The sequence below is a fragment of the Anaerofustis sp. genome (assembly GCF_019420015.1).
In the GTDB taxonomy this organism is placed as follows: Bacteria; Bacillota; Clostridia; order Eubacteriales; family Anaerofustaceae; genus Anaerofustis.
Genome location: NZ_JAHZIA010000039.1, coordinates 46,958 through 69,263, shown reverse-complemented (window position 1 = coordinate 69,263; position 22,306 = coordinate 46,958). Strand labels below are relative to the sequence as shown.

The window sequence follows — 22,306 nt, the reverse complement described above, 5'->3', positions numbered from 1 at the left end:
TTATGATAATAATGTTAAATTAAAGATAAATTAAAATTATAAATATTTACTTCCTTCTCGTATGCTTAAAGAGGAAAGATTATTGTTATATTTTTTTATAAAGTTACTGACCCATTCTTTATTTGTTTTTGAATAGTCTCGTAAAGCCCAACCTATTGCTTTATTGATAAAAAATTCATTGCTGCCGAAATTATTTACAATTATTTTTTCTAACAGTTCTGTATCGGTTTTTTCTTTTCTTAATAGTTGATGATCTATGCTTACTCTTCTAAGCCATATGTTTTTATCTTTACTCCACTTTAACAATATATCGTTTGTACTTTTGTCTTTAAGTGCAATTGTTCCGATTATCTCATCTAAGCTGTCTGTTGTATCCCACCATGATTTTGTGGTTATTAATTTTTTAATTAAGGGTATATTGTTTTTATCTAGAAAATTGATTTTTTCTTTTAAATAATCTATCGCAAGATATTGAAATTCTCTGTATTTTTCGTCATAACATTTTTTTATAAAATCTTTATTTATAAATTTTTCATTTTTTATGCTTTTAAAGTATTCTTTTTCCAACTTTCTTCGAAGAGGAGTTTTGATTCCTAAAAATTCAAATTGGTTTTTTAAATATTTACTCATTTTGATTGCATTTTCTTCATTTCTGTTATTCCTAAAAATATTGAATATATCCATATTTATAAACTCCTGTTAATATTATGTTTGTTTTTATATTCGCCTGTATAAATGTATTTTTACTAAATGATATAATTATTTATGAAGTGTGCAATAATCATATCCGATTAAGCTTCTTCTCTTGCATATTTTTACATTGTCATTTATATCCACTGAATTATATAAAGATTTGGATACATTCATTGATTCTCGAGTATTGTTTTTTAGGATTACTTCCAAAGTATAGTCGGTGCCGTTTTTTGAATTGTAAATGGATTTGTCTGATATTTTAACTGTTTTGTGTCCTATTACACCTGTTGTTAAAACGTAGTTTATGGGACGTACAATAGAAATGGATATTATGAAAGTTCCCAGCAATACCAAAAGTATTTTGCCTGTATTTTCCTTTCTTCTTTTTATAAAAAGCATGACAAAATAAGATATCATCAATATTATTGAAAATATAATTATATATCCGAAAAATTCTTTGTTGGTTTCATTTATGACATCTGTTGATTTTAAAAGTATCACTACAATAATTGCCGATGATATAAAAGGGAATTGAAATCTTAAATTTGATGCTTTATCTTTTTCGGATACTTCAAATGCCAGCTTTGGATATAGAATTATATACATTATCCAAATAATTAATAATAAAGAAATTAATAATATAAAGGATACTTTTGCAGAAAGGAAAAAAGAAAGGATTATTAACGGTGGTATAAGGTATCTTATGATTTTGATTATACGATGTTCTTTATTTAATCTTTCTTTGCTCCATGTATTTTTTATGTAATTTCCTTCATTTTCTTTGTTTCGTTGAAGATTTTCCTTGATTTTGTCCAGTTTATTTCCGTATTTAAAAACGTCTGCTTTTTCAATTGTAATATTTCTCTGTTCAAAATATTCCAGGGCTAGTTCAACATTTTTCATGTTGAGCTCAAAGGACGCCAGTATATTTTCATTTGAATAAATTCTGTATTGAAGAGTCGTTCCTTTAGCCATAAACTTTACAGAAGTTATTTCGTTATAGTAAAACGTTTTGGTCTTTCCTATTGCAGGAGTGTATGTTATATGGGTGCTGTATAATATCAGGCTACGTCTGAAATAATCAAAAAGCAAATAGATTCCCAGTAAGGTGAATCCTCCAAATACCAGGATGCTTATTATTATAAGTACAGTATCTTTATTGGTTATAGCGCTTATAAGAGAAAGTATAAACATAATCAAAAAAATAATACTGCAGATACCTCCCACTACTAAAGGGATTTTGGTTTCATGTACTTTAATGGGGTTCATATTTTGCCTCTTTATCAATATATTTAAATTTGTTTTATTTATATTTATTTTAACATATTATTGATACTTTTAAAGTTTAATTGTTTCTTGTAATTTATATTCTTATTGGCTATTTTTAATATTATATTGTTTTAGATGCAGTATTATAATTTCCCATATAATTTTTCATCTACCTTATTTAGCCATTCATTAGATGTTTTTTCTCCGGGTACTTCTATAGATATGTGAGAAAACCAAGAATCTTTTTTTGCTCCGTGCCAATGTTTTACATTTGGCGGTATTACAATTATTTTTCCGGGCTCTAAAGATTCTGCTCTTTTTCCTTCTTCTTGATACCAACCATAACCTGCGGTACAAATAAGTATCTGTCCTCCTCCTTTTGTTGCATGATGTATATGCCAGTTATTTCTGCATCCCGGTTCAAATGTTACATTCGCTAAAAATAAAGGGCTGGTTTTCGCGTCTACCAAAGGATTTAAATAACTATTTCCTGTGAAATATTCAGCGAAAGCTTCATTGGGATTTCCTTTTCCAAATATATTTTCTTTTTCGAATTCTTTTTTATCCATTTTTTCCTTCCTTTTTATTTATTATTTTCTTATAAGTTTTTATATAAAAAACATTTGATATATATTTGTAATACTGCGTTTTTTATAATTATTACTTACTGCACACATAATGATACTCTTTGAAGTTAACTCCATGTCAAGTATGCTTTAATAAAAAAGACGAATATTTAATATTCGTCTTTTAGTTATTTATTCCGTGGTGGGGAGCATAAGATGAATCATCTATTGCTCTGAAATCATATCCTTTTGATTTATAATATTTTATTATTTTAGGCAAAGCCTTTACTGTTGTATCTTTTGCATCAGTATCATGAAATAGTATATTGATATTTTTTTCTTTACATGAAGTTGCATTCTTTACTATTTTCTTTGTACTTACATTATTTCCGGATGCATCGGTTGAATCACAATTCCAGTCATAATATTGAAAACCTCTGTTAATTACTTCCTTTGATAACTTTGTCATAATACCTTTTTTGTAGCTTCTGCTTATTGTATTCGATGAGCCTCCCGGGAATCTGATATATCGTGGGAAATATCCTACATAACTTTTTACCATATTACCTACTTTATTTAAGTCTTTGAAATAATTCTCCTTAGACTTATATATATTTGCGTAGTCGTGAGTGTATGTATGAAGCCCTATTGTATGGCCTTCATTACTCATTCTTTTTAAAAGGTAGTTATATTCATGGTTATTTCCTGTTACAAAAAAGGTTGCTTTTGCATCATATTTGTCTAATATTTTTAGAATCTTTATGGTATTTTCAGATGGCCCGTCATCAAAAGTCAAATATACTATTTTTTCTTTGCTTTCTTTTTTACTGCCGATCTTTTCTACTACATTAACTTCTCTTTTTTGTACCGTTATGTTGCCTGCTCTGTCTGTAGCGGTATAGGTTATCTGGTATTTGCCTGGTTTGCTTATGTCTACATTGCTCATATCTGCAGATACACTCGGTGAAGGGTCAAAATTATCTTTTACCTCGGTTTTTTCTTCAGCCTTTAGATTGCCGTTTTTAACAATATTGATAGGTTGTGTATCTATAAACTTAGGGCCTTCTTCGTCCTTTACTAAGGTTACTGTAGTATTTTTTTCTGTCTTGTTTCCTCCTTCGTCTTCAACAATTACACAAACATCAAAATTACCTTCTTTATCGAATAAATAGTGCATTTTAAAATATACTTTTGTTTGTGTTTCGTCTTTTATGTTTTTAACGAGCTTTTTGGGATTTATTTCTGCACCGACTTCGCTTTTGTAACTTTTAACATCAAAATCAGGAGGTATGGTATCTATGACATTAACTTTTATTTGATAATTTTTATCTTTATAAGTATATGTTAAATCGTATTGACCCAGTTTTTTTGTATTTACTTTGCTGGTATCTATTTTTACGTCTTTTTTTGAGCCGAAGTACACATGTTTTATATTGTCTTCTGCATTTATTGTAGAGTTTATCTGTGTATCTATACTGGCATTTTTTAATACTAGTGGTGTTAATGTTATTTTTATAAAAGCCATCGAAGACAAAATTAATATTATTATGAGTAGTATAATTCGTATATCTGTTTTTTTGATTTTTTGTAATAGTTTATTCATGTAATTTCCCTCAATAGTTGTTTATGTAAGTTTTGAGTATTTTAAATACAGTTTATTTTATCCATTTATATTATTTTATATTGTACCTTTCCTTTATAAAAATAACCTTAAAATTTACATTATTTTTATCAAATTATCAAATAATATTGGCTTTCAGCAAAATGATACCTATTGTAACATATTTTTTATTTATTTATATCTTATTAATTAAATTTTAATGATTGTTTCATTATTCTAGAGTAAATAAAAAAGACTTAAGAATATATTCTTAAGTCTTTTTTATAAATGTATATTTTTTAATTATTTTAAAATTAAAATAAGAAATGAATTACAAGAGCTGCCAGAGGGATTGCAATAACTGTTCTTTCCAAGAAACATACTATTATTTCCCAAAATTTAATAGGTGATTTTGTGGCAAGCATAACGGTTGCGGTTTCTGAGAAGAAAATAATCTGTACTATTGATACAAGAGTTACAAATACTCTTGCCGGTTCACTTATTATACTTATTTTAGTTCCCATAACAAGTACAGGAAGAAACATTTCGGCTATTCCAACCGGAATTGACGGTGCTATCAAGTTTATGTCAGGTACTTGACATAGCATAAGCAATGGTTTAAATATATTCCCCAACCATTGAAACAAAGGGGTGTATTCGGCTAAAATTAGAGCGCTTACGCCTATGGCAGAAAGCATGGTTAAAACTTGAGGTAAAATTAAGAAGCTGTCTTTTAAACTTAATTTCATATCTTTTTTTATACTGTTTGAAATTCCTGCTCTTTTAACTGCTCTGTTAAAACCTATTTTAAATAATGATAAACTTAACTTGGCTCCTTCTTTTCTTTCCTCTTCCGTTTGCTCTCTTCCGTTAAAGTATGTATTTTTCTTCCTTGATATAGGAGGTATGCGGACCATAATCATTTCCATTATAAATACAAGCACGAAACTTATCGCATATATTTTTAAAAACAAATGTCCCAAGTTTGCGGTATTTATAACAAGATATGCAAATCCGATGCTGACCGCACTGAATCCTGTCATTATTGCTACCATTTCTTTGTCGGTATATGCATTTTTCTTCCATAAGCGGTTTGTAATCAGTACCCCCAGTGAAGATGAGCTTACGAAAGATGCAACGGCATCCAGTGCCGCTTTACCCGGTACTTTAAATAAAGGTCTCATTAATGGTTCCAGTAATGCACCTACGATTTCTAGTATTCCATAGTTTAACAGAAATGGCATAAATATTGCTCCTACCAATATAATGCCGAGTACTCCTAGTACTATAGGCGGAACAACGCTTCCTCCGGTTGCATCTCCGACTATAAACTCCGGACCAACGAACCCAGGTATATTCATTTTCATTGCATATAAAAATACATATATAAATCCTATGGTATAAAGAAATGTATGTATTAAGTTATCGTTTTGATATACATCCGCAAAAGCTGATTGGCATTTTCCCTTTTTTATGTATTTAAAGTATATGTGGGCGAATAAGTTGCCGCCGACAATAAGGGTTATTACCCAATATGCGAAATTACCCATTAAACCGACAAGCCAATTATATATAATACTGAATATTATTTCGCTCTCTCCGTTATGTGGTACAGATACGAAAAATACTAAAATACCTATAATTGAGCAAATGGCTAGTTTAATAAAGCTTTTTGTGAATTTATCTTTTGAAAAATGTATATTGTCCAATTCATTGGATGGCATGTCCGGATCGTATTTTGTTTTTGCTGTGTAGTTTTCCATATATTCTCTCTATCTATCTTTGTTTTTATTTCTTTTGGGTAGCAAGTATAGATAAGAATTCAAATACTATATTTGCACCTAAATATGCTGTAATTTCTCCGTGGTCATATGCAGGTAATACTTCTACCAAATCCATACCTATAAAATTAAGGTCTTTTATTCCTCTGACCATTTCAAGAGTTTCCCAAGATGTGAATCCTCCTACTTCTGGTGTGCCTGTTCCAGGTGCATAAGCAGGATCTACAAAATCTATATCAAATGTTAAGAAGCAAGGTTTATCTCCGACTCTTTCAAGTACTGTTTCAATGAGTTTTTTCTTACTTTATGTCCAGGGATTAATAACATGCCGAGATCGGCAGCCATTTTATGTTCATCCGGATCATATAAAGAGCCTCTCATTCCGATTTGAATTGAATGGGAAGGGTCGATAAGTCCTTCTTCCAAAGCTCTTCTGAAAGGTGTTCCGTGGTTGTATTTTTCCCCGAATACTTCATCACAGAGGTCTGAATGAGAGTCAAAGTGAACCAATGCTACCGGACCATGTTTTTTTGCTACGGCTCTTAGCTCTGCAAGTGTAATGGAATGGTCTCCTCCAAGAGTTATCGGTATAGCATCTTCTTTTATTATATTTGATATTCCTTCTTCTATTGCTTTATAAGTTGGATGTATATATCCCGGAATTACAGGAAAGTCGCCAATGTCTCCACCCTTTAAGTTTTCCATTATATTAACTTGCATTAATACGTTGTTTGGTTTCATCATTGCCGATATGTTACGTATTGCATTCGGCCCAAAACGGGAGCCTGATCTAAATGAGCTTGCGGTATCGAAAGGTGCGCCTGCAATAACGAAATCCAATCCTTTCGCCGAATCTACTTTTTCCATTCTCATAAAGGTTCCCATGTTGCAAAATCTAGGTGATGATAATGCACTTGCGGGTTGTTTAACATCTGACATAATAAAATTCCTCCTATATATTACATTTATATTAATTGAAGATTAGAGTATATTTAAGTATAATACCATAATCTCTTATTATTTTCAATATATTCTGAATATTCAAGATAATTTGTTCTTTTTTATTCATATTAAGTAAAAAGCGAAATTTTTTGTGTTTAAACTATATAAAAGGCTTTACAAAAATACTTTTATAATGGTATAATTAACAAACTGTGACAAAGTAGTCACATCCTTGGGAAAATATAATATTAAATTTTCCCCATAAGTCCATAAGGAGGTGAAAGATATGAAAAAATATGAAACACTTTTAGCTGTTAGACCTGATATGTCTGAAGAAGAAATAAAAGGTATAATAGAAAAAATTCAAAACGTAATCACAAACAATGGTGGTAAAGTTGAAGAAGTTGAAGAATGGGGCATGAAAAAATTAGCGTATAAAATTAGAAATAAATATCGTGATGCATACTATGCTTTAATTAACTTCGAAGCTGATAAAGCTTGCCTTGATGAATTAAACCACGTTTACAGAATTACAGAAGATATCTTAAGAGACATTATCGTAAAAAGATATTAATTAGGAGATAAAAATGCTAAATAAAGTAGTATTGATAGGACGTCTGACAAGAGATCCCGAAACCAGAGTATTAACATCCGGTTCGAGTGTCAGCACATTTACATTAGCCGTTGACAGAACTTTTAAGTCGAGAGACGGAGAACGAGGTACTGATTTTATTCCGATTGTAGCTTGGGGTAAAACCGCTGAACTTTGCGGTCAGTATTTAAGTAAAGGAAGACAAACGGCTGTTGCAGGTAGAATTCAAACAAGAAGCTACGATGCAAATGATGGTAGTAAAAGATATGTAACTGAAGTGGTTGCTGAAGAGGTAACGTTCCTTGGATCAAAAAATGACGGTATGACCAGAAGCAATAACGCTTCTAGTATGGACAACGAATTTGGTGTTCCAATGGATGGATTTAGCGAAATGGATGATGACGATATGCCATTTTAATTAAATAATTAAAGAAGGAGAAAAGCTATGCAAAGACAAGGTGGATCTAACGGCGGATTTAGAAGAAGAAAAAAAGTTTGCTATTTCTGCGAAAACAAAATAGAACACATTGATTATAAAGATATAAAAGTTCTTAGAAAATATGTATCTGAAAGATACAAGATTTTACCGAGAAGAGTAACAGGTACATGCGCAAAACATCAAAGAGGTGTTACACAAGCAGTTAATATTGCAAGAAATGCTGCATTGTTACCATATACAACAGAATAATTTAAAGAGCATGAATTTCATGCTCTTTTTTTGTTGTAAAATAAATTAATTTACCGAAGAATATTATAATTATGTTATTTAATAGTTCAATTAAAATAAAACAGCTTTATATTATTTAAAAGCTGTTTTATTTTTATTATTATTTTGTGTATACTTTTGAATCTATTGCATATTTTGTTGTATACATGGTTTTTTCTGCGTAAGCATTATTTCTTTCTTCCACTGTAGGTGATACTGTATATTCGTTTTTATATATTAACTTATGCAAATATTGTACATTGCTTTTGAGGTCATCGAATATTAAGCACCATCCTCCGTTGATTGTTCCAGATTTAACAATATCTTCATTTGTCAAAGATTGAGATTTAGGACCGCTTTCACTTTTTAGGTAGGCAAATATTATAGGCCACATATCTTTTGACTTAAGAGAAGTCGTTATGTGAGGAAGAACCGATTCCAATGCTTTTTTTTGTGTAAGTAGACTACTCTTTTTAAGTTTATTGTATATTTTACCCATTACGATTCTTTGTCGTGCCGTTCTTTGGTAGTCTCCGTTTCCTGCATATCTGATTCTGCAGTAAGATAAAGCTTGTTTACCATCCAGTGTTTGTTTTCCTGATTTTGTAAGTTCTTTAGAAGCTTTTCCCTTAAGCAGACGGTTGTTTTCTCTTATATATTTGTTTAAATTTTCAATTTCATCTTCTTTTACATCTACGGTTATTCCGCCTAAGGCGTCTACTATATCAGCAACTGCTTTAAAGTTTACTTCTACATAGTCATGTATATTAAGATCGAAATTTTCGTTTAATGTTTTTACCGTCATTATTGGCCCTCCAAATGAATGAGCGGCATTTATTTTATCAAAACCGTAGTCTTTATCGTCGACTTGTGCAATTTTTATATAAGAATCCCTAAGTACCGAAGTCAGTGAGATTTCACCGGTTTTGGTATTTACGGAGCAAATCATGAGTGAATCTGTTCTTCCGCTTTCTTCACCTCTTGAATCGACTCCGAATAAAGCATAATTTTTTATATATTTATTTTCCTTTCTGTAATAATCATTTACATAAGGAGATATTCCGAGTTCACTGTCACTGGTAGGAAACTCGACTGTATTCATTTTTGCAAAGATTTGATTAACCTGATAATATCCAAATGCTGATACTATAATTAAAGCAACTAATACAAAAACGGCTATTTTCTTTAATTTTTTTATCAACGGTTTTTTTTGTTTTCTTCTTTTTTTTCTTTTTCTTGAATTATCTGCTATTTGTTCCCTATCAATATAATCTCTGTTTGGTCTTCTTCTTTGTGGTGGGTCAGGTCGTCGCTTTTGATTGCTGTTATTAGTAGGTCTTTTTTTTCTTACATTTCGTTTTCTGTTGTTTTGTTCTTTGTTTCTTATTTTTCTAAGTTCCCCCAAAGCCTCGTTTTCATCTATTTTAATGATTTCTCCGTCGGCTCTTTTTACTATGATTTTACCCATATTAAACCTCAAATTAATATTAGTTTTATAAAACTTTATTATTTAGATATTTCTATAAAGTTTTTCATATATTATATATAATAAAATAATTTTATTATTAAATTATTATTGGCATATTAAATTTTTATTAATAATTGTTTTTTATAAATTATAAAAGTTATATTTAAAATAATTTTTTCAAAGTGTGGAATTTAATTATATTATATTTAAAATTATTGTAAAATTTTTATAAAAACATCAGCTCTTTATTTTAACAGAAAAAATCATTTTTGCAATTATAATTATATAAATTTATTTATAATTTAGATTTTATGATAGTATATCATAATTTTACTATAATAAACAATATTTCGTTTATTTACCTTGATAATTGTTATCCTGTCTATTAAAATGTATAATATGGAAAACAGATCCGACTATATAAGAAATAAAGTAAAAAATTTTATTTTGGACAATGAACTAATAGAAAAAAATGATAAGGTTCTTGTTGCATTGTCAGGCGGAAGTGATTCTGTCTGTCTTTTTCATATACTAAATAAGTTAAAGGAAGAACTTGACTTTGAACTTTTTGCTTTTCATTTAAATCATCATATTAGGCAGGAAGCCGTTAATGATGAAAAATTTGTAAAAGAAATATGTTCTTTATATAATGTCAAGTTGTTTTCTGAACATGTGGATATTCCTTCTTTAAAAGAAGATACAGATTTAGGACTTGAAGAATTAAGCAGAATAAAAAGATATGAACTCATAGATAATATAATGGCAGAAAATGGTATAGATAAAACGGCAACAGCCCATCATTTACTGGATCACTGTGAAAGTATTATTTTAAATTTGGTGCGGGGAAGCGGAATAAAAGGACTTAGGGGAATAGGCGTAAGGTACAAGAATATAATAAGACCAGTGTTGACTTTAACAAAATCGGAAATAATGGATTATATAAAATGTAATAATTTGAGATATGTTACTGATATTACAAATTTTAATACCGAATATAGCAGAAACAACATTCGCCATAATATTCTTCCTCATTTGGAAGAGATAAATACAAAGGCATATTCTCATTTTTATGATATTTCCCTTGTTGCAAAGGAAGTTGACGATTTGCTCTGTTCTTTATCTTCAAATGTTGAGATATTTAAAAGTGAAGATGATATATATATAACATTGAATGAATTTAAATCTTTGCATATTGCGGTAAAAAAACAGGTGTTGTTCAATATGTTTGAAAAGATGAACATAAAAAAAGATATAAGCGGAAAACATATAAACAAAATAATCGATTTAATAGATAAAGATAATACTTCATTTGATGTAAATTTGGTAGGAGGTATTGTTGCCAGAAGAAGATATGACAAATTATATTTTTCATATAAAGAAAAATATAATAAAGAGAAAAAAGATATTTATTTTCCTGTCAAAAATAATGAAAGTTTTGAATTTAATAATGACAAATATATTATTAAATTGGAAAAAATAAATTATTCAGACAAAAACAGTGATGATAAATACATTGATTATGATAAAATAGTAGGGAATCTTTCTATCAGGAATAGAAAAAGCGGTGATGTATTTTCTCCTTTAGGATTAAAGGGAAGTAAAAGTATAAAGAAATATTTTATTGATAAAAAAATCCCGAAAGAAAAAAGAGACGAAATTCTTTTACTGACCGATGAAGAAAATATTATAGCTGTTTTGGGTTATGATATAAGCGATAAGTATAAAGCAAATATGGATACAAAAAAAATATTAAATATACATTATAAAAATTGTGAGAGGTAAAAAATGAAAGAAGATATCAAAGAAATTCTTATTACAGAAGAGGAGCTTAAAGCTAAAGTAAAGGAACTGGGAAGTATTTTGACGGAAGATTATAAAGATAAAAATCCCCTCGTTATATGTGTTTTGAGAGGTGCCGTTATGTTTTTAAGTGATTTATTAAGGGAAATAGACACTTTTGTGGATATGGACTTTATGGCTATTTCAAGTTATGAAGGCACCAAATCTTCTGGTGTTGTAAATATAGTAAAAGACTTAAGTACAAATATAGAAGGAAGAGATATTCTGATTGTTGAAGATATTTTGGATACGGGAAGAACTTTGGATTATTTGATGAGAATACTTAACGAAAGAAAGCCTAAGAGCCTTAAAGTTTGTTCTTTGCTTATTAAAAAAGGAAGAGAGGAAATAAAAGTTCCTGTAGATTATTACGGTTTTTATATACCGAATGAATTTGTTGTGGGTTATGGTTTGGATTATAACGATAAATACAGAAATCTTAAATATATCGGTGTATTAAAGGAAGAAATATACTCATAATTTGTAGTTTAATATTATATAATTTTAATTTATATAATTCCGGGATTTATTGTTAATAATCATTAAATATGATAAAATATAAAATTATTTTAGGAAAGGAATTAAGGTAAAAGATTTGAAAAATAAAAGAATGAGAACGGTAGTCATATATATGGCGCTTATTATTGGGACTTATTTCTTAGTAAGTATGCTTACCGGTTCTTTAAATCCGCTTTCAAGCGGTGCAAAAACTCAAAAGGCATCGTACAGTAAGTTGGTTCAAAATATCGAATCGGATAATGTTAAAAGTATTGTAATCAACAGAAATAAGCAAAGTGCCAAATCTACGCTTAAAAGCGGAGATACCATCCTTGTTTCAAATGTAGCATTACAGGAATTGGATAGTTTACTTACAAATTACATTAAAGAAAATCCGGGAGAACTTGATGTAAGTTATGAAATATCAAATTCTTCAAGCTGGGCCAATATATTAATGGTATTGGTTTCTTTGGGGCTTATGGGATTTTTAATATTTGTATTTTTCTCTCAACAAGGAGGCGGCGGAAATAAGGTTATGACTTTTGGAAAGAGTAAAGCAAAGCTTTATACCAAAAGTGACAAACAATATACCTTTGACGATGTTGCAGGTGCGGATGAAGAAAAAGAAGAGCTTGCTGAAGTCGTTGACTTTTTAAAGTCTCCAAAAAGATATATAGATTTGGGAGCAAGAATTCCTAAGGGTGTTCTTCTTGTAGGACCTCCGGGAACAGGTAAAACACTTCTTGCCAAAGCAACTGCCGGAGAAGCCAAAGTTCCGTTTTTCAGTATAAGCGGTTCTGATTTTGTTGAAATGTTTGTCGGTGTCGGGGCAAGCAGAGTAAGAGATTTGTTTGAAACGGCGAAGAAAAATGCTCCTTGTATTGTATTTATTGATGAAATCGATGCTGTGGGTCGTCACAGAGGAGCAGGACTTGGTGGTGGAAACGATGAAAGAGAGCAAACCCTTAACCAGTTGTTGGTTGAAATGGACGGCTTTTCAAATCAGGAAGGTATCATTATAATTGCGGCAACAAACAGAGCCGATATTCTTGACCCTGCAATTTTAAGACCTGGAAGATTTGACAGACAGGTTCTTGTTGCACCTCCGGATGTAAAGGGAAGGGAAGATATACTTAAGGTTCATGCCAAGGGTAAACCTTTAGCTGATGACATTGATTTGAGTATTATTGCAAAAAGTACCGCAGGATTTACAGGTGCGGATCTTGAAAACGTAATGAACGAAGCGAGTCTTTTAGCTGCAAGGAAGAGAGAAAAACGTGTTTCTATGCATGATATAGAAGAAGCTATAAAAAGAGTTATCGCAGGTCCTGAAAAGAAGAGTAAAGTTATTACTGATGATGATAAAAAAATTACCGCAGCTCACGAAGCAGGTCATGCAATTGTAATGAAGAGTCTTCCTCAATGTGATGAGGTAAGAGAAATTTCTATTATACCGAGAGGTATGGCTGCCGGTTATACAATATCATTGCCTGAAAATGAAAATAATCATATGTCAAAAGGAAAACTTCTTGATTTAATCTGCGGTCTTTTAGGCGGTAGAGCGGCTGAAGAAGTTATGCTTGATGATATTTGTACAGGAGCTTCAAATGATATTGAAAGAGCAAGTAAAATTGCCAGAAGTATGGTTACCGAATGGGGTATGTCAGATTTACTTGGACCTTTATGTCTTGGAAGCGGTCAAGAGGATGTTTTCATAGGAAGAGATTTCTTGAGAAGTAAAAATTACGGAGAAGAAGTTGCAAGTGCAATCGATAAAGAGGTAAGAGACATCATTAACGAATGTCATGAAAAATCAATTAATATATTAAAAGAAAATATGGATAAACTTGAGCTTATAACAAATGAACTCATTAAAAAGGAAACTTTGAGCGGAGAAGAATTTGCAAGTTTATTTGAAACAGGCAAATATCCGGGAGAAGCAGAGAAAGAAAACAACGAAGAAAAGGACAATGAAGAAAATGAGCAATAAAGAATTGATAGTAGGACTTAAAAATAAAAAATCTCTTGTGGTTAAGAAAGAGCATTTGGCTTCAAGTAAGGGCAGTGGCGCTGCAGATGTGTTTTCCACACCTGACATGCTTTTGTTGATGGAAGGAACATGTTTTTTGTTGACAGAAGAATGTTTGAAAGATAACGAATCTACGGTTGGAACAAAAGCGGATTTTAAACATATGGCAGCAACTCCTTTGGGAATGAAAGTTGAATGTGAATGTGAGCTTATTGAAATAGACAGAAGAAGACTTGTTTTTAAAGTAGATGTATATGACGAAAAAGAGAAAGTCGGAGAAGGCATTCATGAGAGATTCATTATAGACAAAGAAAAATTTGAGGCGAAAGCAAATAGCAAGAAATAAAATAAAAACGGAAGCAATGAACTTAAGTTGCTTCCGTTTTTATTTGTATTTTTTAATGCAATAATTCTTCTCTTACTTTTACGACAATGATACTTACATCATCCTGTAATTTTCCAAGGCTTCGTGCATAAGCTTCATTAAACAGTTCATCGGCAATTTTTTGAGGGTTTCGGTATTCCATATTTAATATTTTTTCTTTAATCAGCTCTCTATCATCGGCAAAGGCTTCCAAAAATCCGTCACTTATCATGTATATGTAGTCATTATTTTTAAGACTGATTTTTTCAGTTGCCAAATTTATATTTTCCAGTATTCCTATCGGAAGGGCTTCGCCGGAAAGTGTTATTACTTCTTTGTCTCGCTTTAAGTAGCTTTCGAGAGCCCCCGCTTTTATAAATTCTGCCTGTGCTGTGTATACGTTGAAAAGAAGAATGTCTAGCGTGGTAAATATTTCCTGCTCTTCCAATGACAGAATTGAGTTAATGGTATTTACACTGTTTATTTCACTTCCTCCGCAGCTTAGCATTTCTTCCAGTAAATTGAGGACTCTTTCGCTTTGTTTGTTTGCGTTTTCTCCGCTGCCCATACCGTCTGCCAGTGCCACCAGGTGGGTATTTGTCGGAAGTATTATATTTGAATAATTATCTCCGCATTTTTCTCTGTTTTGTTTTTTCTCTCTCCTCACGCCTATGCTCAAAGAGTAAGGCATTCTTTCTATAAATGTGTATTCAAAAGCTTCCAGCGATTCTTCATTGAAGGAATTGTAATCATACATTATATTTTTGCTTAGAATTTCGCTGAGTAAAAGAGGAACGGTAATTCTGTATTCTTCGGAAGACATTCTTTTGCTTGTCTTAACATATGTTTTTAATTTGCCTTGAAAATCTTCCAAAACGACGACTTCCTTTGCAACGATTCCGAGGGAAAACAGTCCTTCTCTGACTTTCTTTTCATCGTTTGAAAAGTAGTTAAGTCCTTTCTTTATATTGGTATAAATGTTATCAAGAGTTTTATTTACACTTTTGAATTCCATTTTCATTAAATCTTTGAATTTATTTAATTTATTGTTGTAATCTTTTTTGATTTTTAAGTTGTCGCAAAGGTAAGATGTGCTTTTAAACATAAAGAAGTTGTATTTGCATTTATTTACAAAACTTTTTGGCAATTCATGTTTTGATGTGATTTTTCCGTTATATGTATCGAGAATCACTTGAGAGAAATTTACAAAAGTATCCTCTCCTTCCTCATTCCAACATTTTTTGAAGTTTTCGCAGTTTGTGCATATATCCGCAGTCAATACTTTGCATATACTTTTTGTTATGTTAATGTTGCTATCTTCATTGTTGTTAAAAGAAATATTATTGCTTACTTCGTTTATCATATTTTTTTTATTTTCTATTTCTTCTTTTATCGTCTTTTTTATTGCATTGTTAAATATATTTCCGTATTCACTCGGTTGTGTTTTGCTTATAAAAGAAATTATTTTTTCGTCGAACATCGTACTTATTATCAAAAATAAAGTTCCGGCAATGGTCATTTCCGTCACTCCTACCGTAAACATAATACTTTTGTTTATATAGCAAGACAGTGTAATACTTACAAATATGAAAATCAAAGTGCCTGCCAGTTTGGATAAATTTTTTGCCATTGACGCAAATAAAGTTGCAATGGTGAAAATCAAAATGATATCCGTACTGAAATTGCCTTTTAGAGTAAGCAAAATACTGTTTATTAGCGAAAAACTTAAACAGAGACTTAAAGAAAAGTATGTGGCAGTAAACAACAGAATAAATGTAGTAACAATCATTGCTGCTGATATTGTCAATATGTTTATATCACTTATTCCCAGTATAATAACCGAAGATACAACGGCAAGGCTCATAGATTCAAAAGCCGTAAAATCTTTTTTTAAATCTATGTTTTCCATTAAATTATAGGCAGTATTGAATATAAAAAATACCACGATTAAGCTCAAAGCTTCCACAGCATTATATAAATTGTTTATTGGCGGATTTTTGACGAAAAAATTAATCATTAGTCCGCTGAATAATGTGATAACTGAGCATAACACCGAATAAGTGGCTTTATTGTTGTTTGCCAAGTAATTTTGATTAAGAATCAACATCAAGCAAATGGAGAAAAGAAGTCTTATCCCCGAGGAAAGCCCCAGGGTGAATGATGTAATTATAATCATGAAGATCAAGGGTATGTTTGTAAGTTCTTTTTTATTTATTATAAAGGCACTTAATCCAAATACAAAAGGTAGAGTATTGGAAAAGAAAACACTGAAGCAACTTAAAACAGATATGATAAGTATTATTATATTTCTGTATGTCATAAGTGTATTTTCTTTTTTTCTGTTTTTTTCTTGTTTACCATATGTACTGTGTATCTTAAGAATACCTTCTCTACTAATCATTTTAAGCCTCCTGTAAGTTATATGAAAAATTATAGAATTTTCTCATGGGGAAATTTGATGAAATCTAGCATAATTTTAAAAAAAATAAAAAAGGTTTCAAATATTTGTATTTAAATAGCTATTATTATATACTTACTATGTAATTAATAATATAAGGATATACAAATATGTTGGTAAATGGAAAAGAAATAGAAATATTAGCTCCAGCGGGAGATTTTGAGAATTTGAAAACTGCGATTTTGAGTGGTGCTGACAGTGTTTATTTTGGTCTTTCTAATTTTAATGCCAGAAGAAATGCCGAAAATTTTGGATCATTTGAAAAAGTTAAAGAAGCGGTGGATTTTTGTCATTTAAGAGGGAAAAAGGCTCACGTGACACTGAATACTTTAGTATACGATAATGAAATAGATGAACTTATCAAAGAAATTGAAATTATAAATAAGGTTGGCTTTGATGCTATTATTGTTCAGGATCTTGGCGTTGTAAATATACTTAAGCAAATATCAAAAGTTCCGCTTCATGCATCCACTCAGTTAAGCGTGCATAATGTCAGTGATGCGAAAATGCTTAAAGATATGGAATTTGAAAGGGTTGTTTTATCTAGGGAGTTATCTTTAGAAGAGATAAAAAGAATTATAGATGAAGTAGATGTTGAAGTTGAAATATTTATTCACGGAGCTTTATGTATGAGTGTTTCCGGGCAATGTTATTTTTCTTCGGCTCTTGGTGAAAGAAGCGGAAACAGGGGGCTTTGTGCCGGGGTTTGCCGACTTCCTTTTTATGTTAAAGAAGAGGGAAGATATGATTTGTCTTTAAAAGATGTTTGTTATATAGATTATATAGAAGAGTTTGCCAGTATGGGTATTGCGTCACTAAAAATAGAAGGACGAATGAAGAGCAATGAATACGTAAAAACCGTTGTGAATGAAGTTAAAAACAGGGTTATCAATTCTACATTTGACAAGTCTCTTTTAGAAAGTGTTTTTTCCAGAAATGGATTTACTGACGGATATTTGACGGGACAAAGGAAGGATATGTTTGGTATAAGAAGGGATTCAGACAAGTTTTATACCAAAAAGGTAAGTAAAGAAGTAAAGAATATAGATATTAAAGAAGAAAAAATCAAAATTAAGATCAAATATGATTTTAGCTTAAATAAAAAAGCCCATGTTGAGGTTATAGATGAAGATAATAACAGAGTTTATGTTGAAGGCGACTTTTTGGAAGAGGCAAAGAGCAAGCCAGTATTAAAAGATAATATAGAGAAAAATTTGTGTAAGCTTGGAGAGAGTATTTATAAAGTTGACTACATTGGAGGGAAAGCGGATGAAAATATTTTTATTCCGATATCAAAAATCAATGAGATACGACGCCTTGCCGTGGATGAGCTTAACAAGATAAGGCTCGGGAATTTTAATACATATGATATTGGAGAAATACAAAATCTAAAAACAAAAAAACACAGTGAAAAGGGATGTAATATGGCGGTTTTGTATGATGTATCTTACTTGAATAAATCTATGCTTGAATTTTTTGATGTTGTATTTGTTCCTCTATTTCAACTTGAAGATGTTGACGTTGCTTTGTTAGAAAAATATAAAGATAAAATAGGGGTAGAAGTTCCGAGGATTTATTTTGATGAAGAGAGTATTATAAAAGAATATCTAAGTAAAGCCTATGAAAAGGGAATAAAAAAAGGACTTGCTCATACAATAGGCAAGATGAGTTTGGTAAATGATATAGGATTTGATTTGTATACAGGATTTGGCAGTAATATAACGAATTCTTACAGTGTAGATATACTGGAAGAATATTTTGATAATCTAAAAAATGTTACCGTATCTTTTGAAAATACTATAAATAACATAAATAAAATTAAATCAAATACATCATTATCGGCAGTTGTGTACGGATTTTTGCCGTTGATGACTACAAGGAATTGTCCTATAAAAGAGGAAATAGGGTGTGGAAACTGTAATAAAAATCAGAGTCTTACCGATAGAATGGGTAAACAGTTTAAAGTTAAATGTAACGGTCAAACCAGTGAGATTTTTAATACATATCCTCTTTGTATATTTGAAAAAATCGATAAATTGGATAAAAGTATAAACAGGGTATTTTTATTTACAAATGAAACCGAAAAACAAGTTGATAAAATCATAAAAAATTATAAAGATAAAGAAAATATCCCTGACAGCACAAAAGGTTGTTATTTCAGAAAGTTAGTTTAGGAGGAAGAAGATGGAGAGAGTAGACTTTCATATTCATACAAATGCTTCCGACGGAAGCTGGGATGCTGAAGAAACTGTTATGGCGGTAAAAAATGCGGGTGTTAAATACTTTTCCGTATCGGATCATGACAGTATATCAAATGTTAAGCTTGCAGAGTATATAGCAAAAAGGGAAGGCTTGGAGTTAATAAGAGCGACTGAAATTTGTTCAAAATCATACGATAAAGAAATACATATATTGGGATATGATATAGATATTGACGATATAGATCTTACATATACGATGACTAGAACCAGAAGAGTAAGACAAAACAGGGATACGAGAATTATAAGATGGTGTGAAAAAAGATATGATAACGTAAATTTAGAAGAGTATAATTTATATAAAATGAAGGAAATGGCAGGGTTGCCGATTATGAATTATTTGGCGGAAAAGGGAGTTTGTAAAGGAATTGCTCCGTTTAATGCTTTAAAAGCTAAGGTGCCGGTGCCAAAGGGGGAAGATTTACTTTCATCACAAGAGGTTATAAACGCCATAAAAAAAGCAGGAGGAGTTGCGATATTGGCTCATCCTTCGTATTATTTCCCGGGTAATGTTATGCCTTTAAATATGCTTGATTCATATCTTGATATGGGCATTGACGGTATTGAATGTTTCAGTACTTATAATCCTTTGAAGGAACAAAACGAATATTACTATAATTATTGTAAAAAATATAATTTAATAGTAAGCGGAGGTTCCGATTGTCATGGCAGTGTTTATACCACAAGAGCGGTAGGGACTCCCAATGTATATTTAAATCAAACGAATCTGCTTTCAAGAACCAGGAGTTACAGTTACTTGCAGAATAGCCCTTGCTTTTAGATTTAACTTTATAAGCAAATAGGGTTTCTTTTTAAAGTGAATTTTAGTATAATTATTTAACTAAAGGAAAAATGAATTCAAAAGGAATGAATAAAACATGGAAAAAATCATTATAAAAGGCGGAAAAAGATTAAAGGGAGAAGTTACCATTACCGGGGCTAAGAATGCTGCCCTTGGAATACTTCCGGCAACTGTCCTTGCCAGTGATAAGTTTATTATTGAAAATTTACCTGATATACAGGATATCAGAAATTATATAAGCATTATGAAAAAGCTGGGTGCAAAAATAAGAAAAACAGCAAAAGGACTCAGTATAGATACGTCAAATATTGCAGATTGCACCAGCGATGAAATAGCTGATGAGAGTACAAAAATGAGGGCAAGTTATTATCTTCTTGGAGCTTTGCTTGGACGAAATGGATGTGTCGAGCTTCCACCTCCGGGGGGATGTGATATTGGAGCAAGACCAATAGATCAACATATTAAAGGGTTTGAAGCTCTTGGGGCTCAAGTTGATGTTAAAGGTTCAATAAGAATAGAGGCGCCAAACGGACTTAAAGGTACGAACATTTATATGGACGTCGTAAGTGTGGGAGCGACAATCAATATAATGTTGGCTGCGGTAAGAGCAGAGGGTACAACCGTTATTGAAAATGCGGCGAAAGAACCTCATGTTGTTGATATAGCAAACTTTTTAAACCTTATGGGTGCAAATATAAAGGGTGCCGGAACCGATGTAATAAGAATAAGCGGAGTTGAAGAACTGCATGGTTGTGAATATTCTGTTGTTCCTGATCAGATTACGGCAGGTACTTATATGATTGCAGCCGCTGCAACAAAAGGGGATGTACTTATAAAAAATGTCATACCACCTCATTTGGATTCAATAACGGCAAAGCTTATAGAAATGGGAGCTAATGTAGAAGTTGATGAAGATGACAATATAAGAGTTATAGGACGTGAGTATATAAAGCCATGTAATATAAAAACACTTCCTTATCCCGGATTTCCTACGGACTTACAACAGCCTATGGGACTTTTTATGTGTTTAGCTAACGGAGTAAGCACTATAACTGAAAGTATATTCGAAAATCGTTTCAGATATGTTACTGAGCTTCAAAAGATGGGAGCCAATGTTAGGGTAAACGGGAATACTGCGGTATTTACCGGACCAAGCGAGTTATACGGTACAAAGATACAAGCTACTGACTTAAGAGCCGGAGCTGCAATGATACTTGCCGGATTAGTAGCAAAAGGAACTACCGAAATTACCAATTTAAAATATATTGATAGAGGGTATGAAAATATAGAAGAAAATTTCAGAAACCTTGGTGCTGATATAGAAAGAATAGATTCGTAATCCTATCCCCTTATTTTTAAGGGGATTTTATTTTTTATTATATTTAATTATTTAATAGAATAAATGAAATGTATTGCATAAGTAACAAAAATATTAAATATATTATGGAATAGCGTAAATGTTATAAAATCAATTATATTTGCAATTTAGAAAAATTTATTTTTATCTAGAATAAAATTTGTTGTTTTAACTGATATATTATAAAGTATATAATATATTTTATATTAGTGTATTTTGTAGGGTTCATTACTTTATAAAATGTATATTTTACTGAAAATAACATAGACTTAATAGGAGAAAAAAATTGAAATTTACTAATCTTTTTTCATCTTCAAAAGGAAACAGTTTACTTGTAGAAAGTGAAAATACAAAGGTATTGATTGATGCAGGACTTGCAGGCAGTACTATAATAAAAGAATTAAAAAAAATAGATGTAGAGCTTAATGATATAGACGGTATTTTAATAACTCATGAGCATTCTGACCATGTGAGAGGAGCAGGGGTATTGTCCAGAAAAGCGGATATACCTTTGTATGTACATAAAGGGGCTTGTGATAGTATATTAAAAAAAATAGGAAAAGTTGACAATGAAAATGTATTTAGAATAGAAGAAGATCGCCCTTTTTATATCAAGGATGTTTTAATTGATTCATTCTCAATACCTCATGATGCCGTTTCTCCGATTGGTTTTACGATTTGCGACGGGAAATCTAAATGCGGAATTGCTACGGATATGGGGATGATTGTGGAGGATGTGATAAATTGTTTGAAAACATGTGATTTCGTGTTTCTTGAGGCAAACCATGATGAGAAGATGCTGAAAAACGGTTCTTATCCTATGCATTTAAAACAGAGGATACTTTCTCCTTTTGGTCACCTTTCAAATAGCGACAGCGGAAAAGTTTTGAGCGAAATTGTAAAAGGCAAGACGAAAAGAGTTCGCCTTGGACATTTGAGTGAGGAAAACAATCTTACCTCTATTGCATATGAGACGGTAAAAGAAGTTGCGGGATTAAATGACATGAAAGAGGGGAAAGATTATCTTCTAGACGTTGCAAACAGAGCGGGGATTAATGATATTTTGGAATTTTAGGAGGAACTT

Annotated in this window: 18 protein-coding genes and 1 pseudogene; 11 read left to right on the top strand and 8 right to left on the bottom strand. The window is 31.2% G+C overall.

From position 1 onward, the window contains the following. Positions 1-36 precede the first annotated feature (36 nt). From QZ357_RS06660 to speB, 6 genes and pseudogenes are all read right to left on the bottom strand, one after another. Positions 37-684 (bottom strand): DNA alkylation repair protein, encoded by a 648-nt coding sequence (locus QZ357_RS06660; RefSeq protein ID WP_290773512.1) that lies wholly within the window; start codon positions 682-684, stop codon positions 37-39. Positions 685-759: 75 nt separating this feature from the next. Further along, complete coding sequence (locus tag QZ357_RS06655) at positions 760-1,962, bottom strand: hypothetical protein (RefSeq protein WP_290773509.1); 1,203 nt, start codon at positions 1,960-1,962, stop codon at positions 760-762. Between the two features lie 143 nt (positions 1,963-2,105). Continuing rightward, on the bottom strand, positions 2,106-2,531 hold the full coding sequence (locus QZ357_RS06650; protein ID WP_290773506.1) for a cupin domain-containing protein: 426 nt from the start codon (positions 2,529-2,531) through the stop codon (positions 2,106-2,108). A gap of 181 nt (positions 2,532-2,712) precedes the next feature. Then, a complete protein-coding gene (locus tag QZ357_RS06645) occupies positions 2,713-4,131 on the bottom strand; it encodes a polysaccharide deacetylase (protein WP_290773504.1) in 1,419 nt (472 codons plus the stop codon). A gap of 311 nt (positions 4,132-4,442) precedes the next feature. Further along, positions 4,443-5,891 (bottom strand): YjiH family protein, encoded by a 1,449-nt coding sequence (locus tag QZ357_RS06640; protein ID WP_290773501.1) that lies wholly within the window; start codon positions 5,889-5,891, stop codon positions 4,443-4,445. 25 nt (positions 5,892-5,916) lie between these two features. Further along, positions 5,917-6,776, bottom strand: a pseudogene (gene speB, locus QZ357_RS06635) (agmatinase). Between the two features lie 361 nt (positions 6,777-7,137). Here speB and rpsF point away from each other — a divergent pair. From rpsF to rpsR, 3 genes are read left to right on the top strand one after another with little or no spacing between them, the layout of a single operon-like run. Then, a complete protein-coding gene (gene rpsF, locus QZ357_RS06630; RefSeq protein ID WP_290773499.1) occupies positions 7,138-7,425 on the top strand; it encodes a 30S ribosomal protein S6 in 288 nt (95 codons plus the stop codon). Between the two features lie 13 nt (positions 7,426-7,438). After that, a complete protein-coding gene (gene ssb / locus QZ357_RS06625; RefSeq protein ID WP_290773496.1) occupies positions 7,439-7,861 on the top strand; it encodes a single-stranded DNA-binding protein in 423 nt (140 codons plus the stop codon). 27 nt (positions 7,862-7,888) lie between these two features. Beyond that, the gene (gene rpsR / locus QZ357_RS06620) at positions 7,889-8,131 is read left to right on the top strand and encodes a 30S ribosomal protein S18 (RefSeq protein WP_290773493.1); all 243 of its coding nucleotides are present in this window, start codon (positions 7,889-7,891) and stop codon (positions 8,129-8,131) included. Positions 8,132-8,270: 139 nt separating this feature from the next. Here rpsR and QZ357_RS06615 read toward each other — a convergent pair whose 3' ends face one another. Next, a complete protein-coding gene (locus tag QZ357_RS06615; protein ID WP_290773491.1) occupies positions 8,271-9,617 on the bottom strand; it encodes an LCP family protein in 1,347 nt (448 codons plus the stop codon). A 399-nt stretch (positions 9,618-10,016) separates the two neighbouring features. On the opposite strand from QZ357_RS06615, the gene tilS reads away from it, so the two are divergent. The 4 genes from tilS (at position 10,017) to QZ357_RS06595 (ending at position 14,329) form a co-directional block, all read left to right on the top strand. Further along, positions 10,017-11,399 (top strand): tRNA lysidine(34) synthetase TilS, encoded by a 1,383-nt coding sequence (tilS, locus tag QZ357_RS06610; protein ID WP_290773489.1) that lies wholly within the window; start codon positions 10,017-10,019, stop codon positions 11,397-11,399. Positions 11,400-11,402: 3 nt separating this feature from the next. After that, positions 11,403-11,936 (top strand): hypoxanthine phosphoribosyltransferase, encoded by a 534-nt coding sequence (hpt, locus tag QZ357_RS06605; RefSeq protein WP_290773486.1) that lies wholly within the window; start codon positions 11,403-11,405, stop codon positions 11,934-11,936. 151 nt (positions 11,937-12,087) lie between these two features. Then, entirely contained in the window at positions 12,088-13,944 is a 1,857-nt protein-coding gene (gene ftsH / locus QZ357_RS06600) for an ATP-dependent zinc metalloprotease FtsH (RefSeq protein ID WP_290773483.1), read from the top strand. Next, a complete protein-coding gene (locus tag QZ357_RS06595; RefSeq protein ID WP_290773481.1) occupies positions 13,925-14,329 on the top strand; it encodes a thioesterase family protein in 405 nt (134 codons plus the stop codon). Before ftsH ends, QZ357_RS06595 begins: the two co-directional genes overlap by 20 nt. A 52-nt stretch (positions 14,330-14,381) precedes the next feature. On the opposite strand, the gene QZ357_RS06590 is transcribed toward QZ357_RS06595, so the two are convergent. Then, complete coding sequence (locus QZ357_RS06590; protein WP_290773478.1) at positions 14,382-16,748, bottom strand: SpoIIE family protein phosphatase; 2,367 nt, start codon at positions 16,746-16,748, stop codon at positions 14,382-14,384. Positions 16,749-16,915: 167 nt separating this feature from the next. Here QZ357_RS06590 and QZ357_RS06585 point away from each other — a divergent pair, with 167 nt between their 5' ends. The 4 genes from QZ357_RS06585 to QZ357_RS06570 all read left to right on the top strand — a co-directional run bounded on the left by QZ357_RS06585 (position 16,916) and on the right by QZ357_RS06570 (position 22,297). Then, positions 16,916-18,979, top strand: a complete 2,064-nt coding sequence (locus QZ357_RS06585) for a U32 family peptidase (protein WP_290773476.1) — start codon at positions 16,916-16,918, stop codon at positions 18,977-18,979. Between the two features lie 10 nt (positions 18,980-18,989). Continuing rightward, positions 18,990-19,844 (top strand): PHP domain-containing protein, encoded by an 855-nt coding sequence (locus tag QZ357_RS06580; RefSeq protein WP_290773473.1) that lies wholly within the window; start codon positions 18,990-18,992, stop codon positions 19,842-19,844. Between the two features lie 97 nt (positions 19,845-19,941). Beyond that, positions 19,942-21,204 carry a UDP-N-acetylglucosamine 1-carboxyvinyltransferase gene (locus QZ357_RS06575; RefSeq protein WP_290773471.1) on the top strand — a complete coding sequence of 421 codons (1,263 nt, stop codon included), beginning with the start codon at positions 19,942-19,944 and terminating at the stop codon, positions 21,202-21,204. 304 nt (positions 21,205-21,508) lie between these two features. Beyond that, positions 21,509-22,297, top strand: a complete 789-nt coding sequence (locus tag QZ357_RS06570) for an MBL fold metallo-hydrolase (RefSeq protein WP_290773468.1) — start codon at positions 21,509-21,511, stop codon at positions 22,295-22,297. Positions 22,298-22,306: the final 9 nt, after the last annotated feature.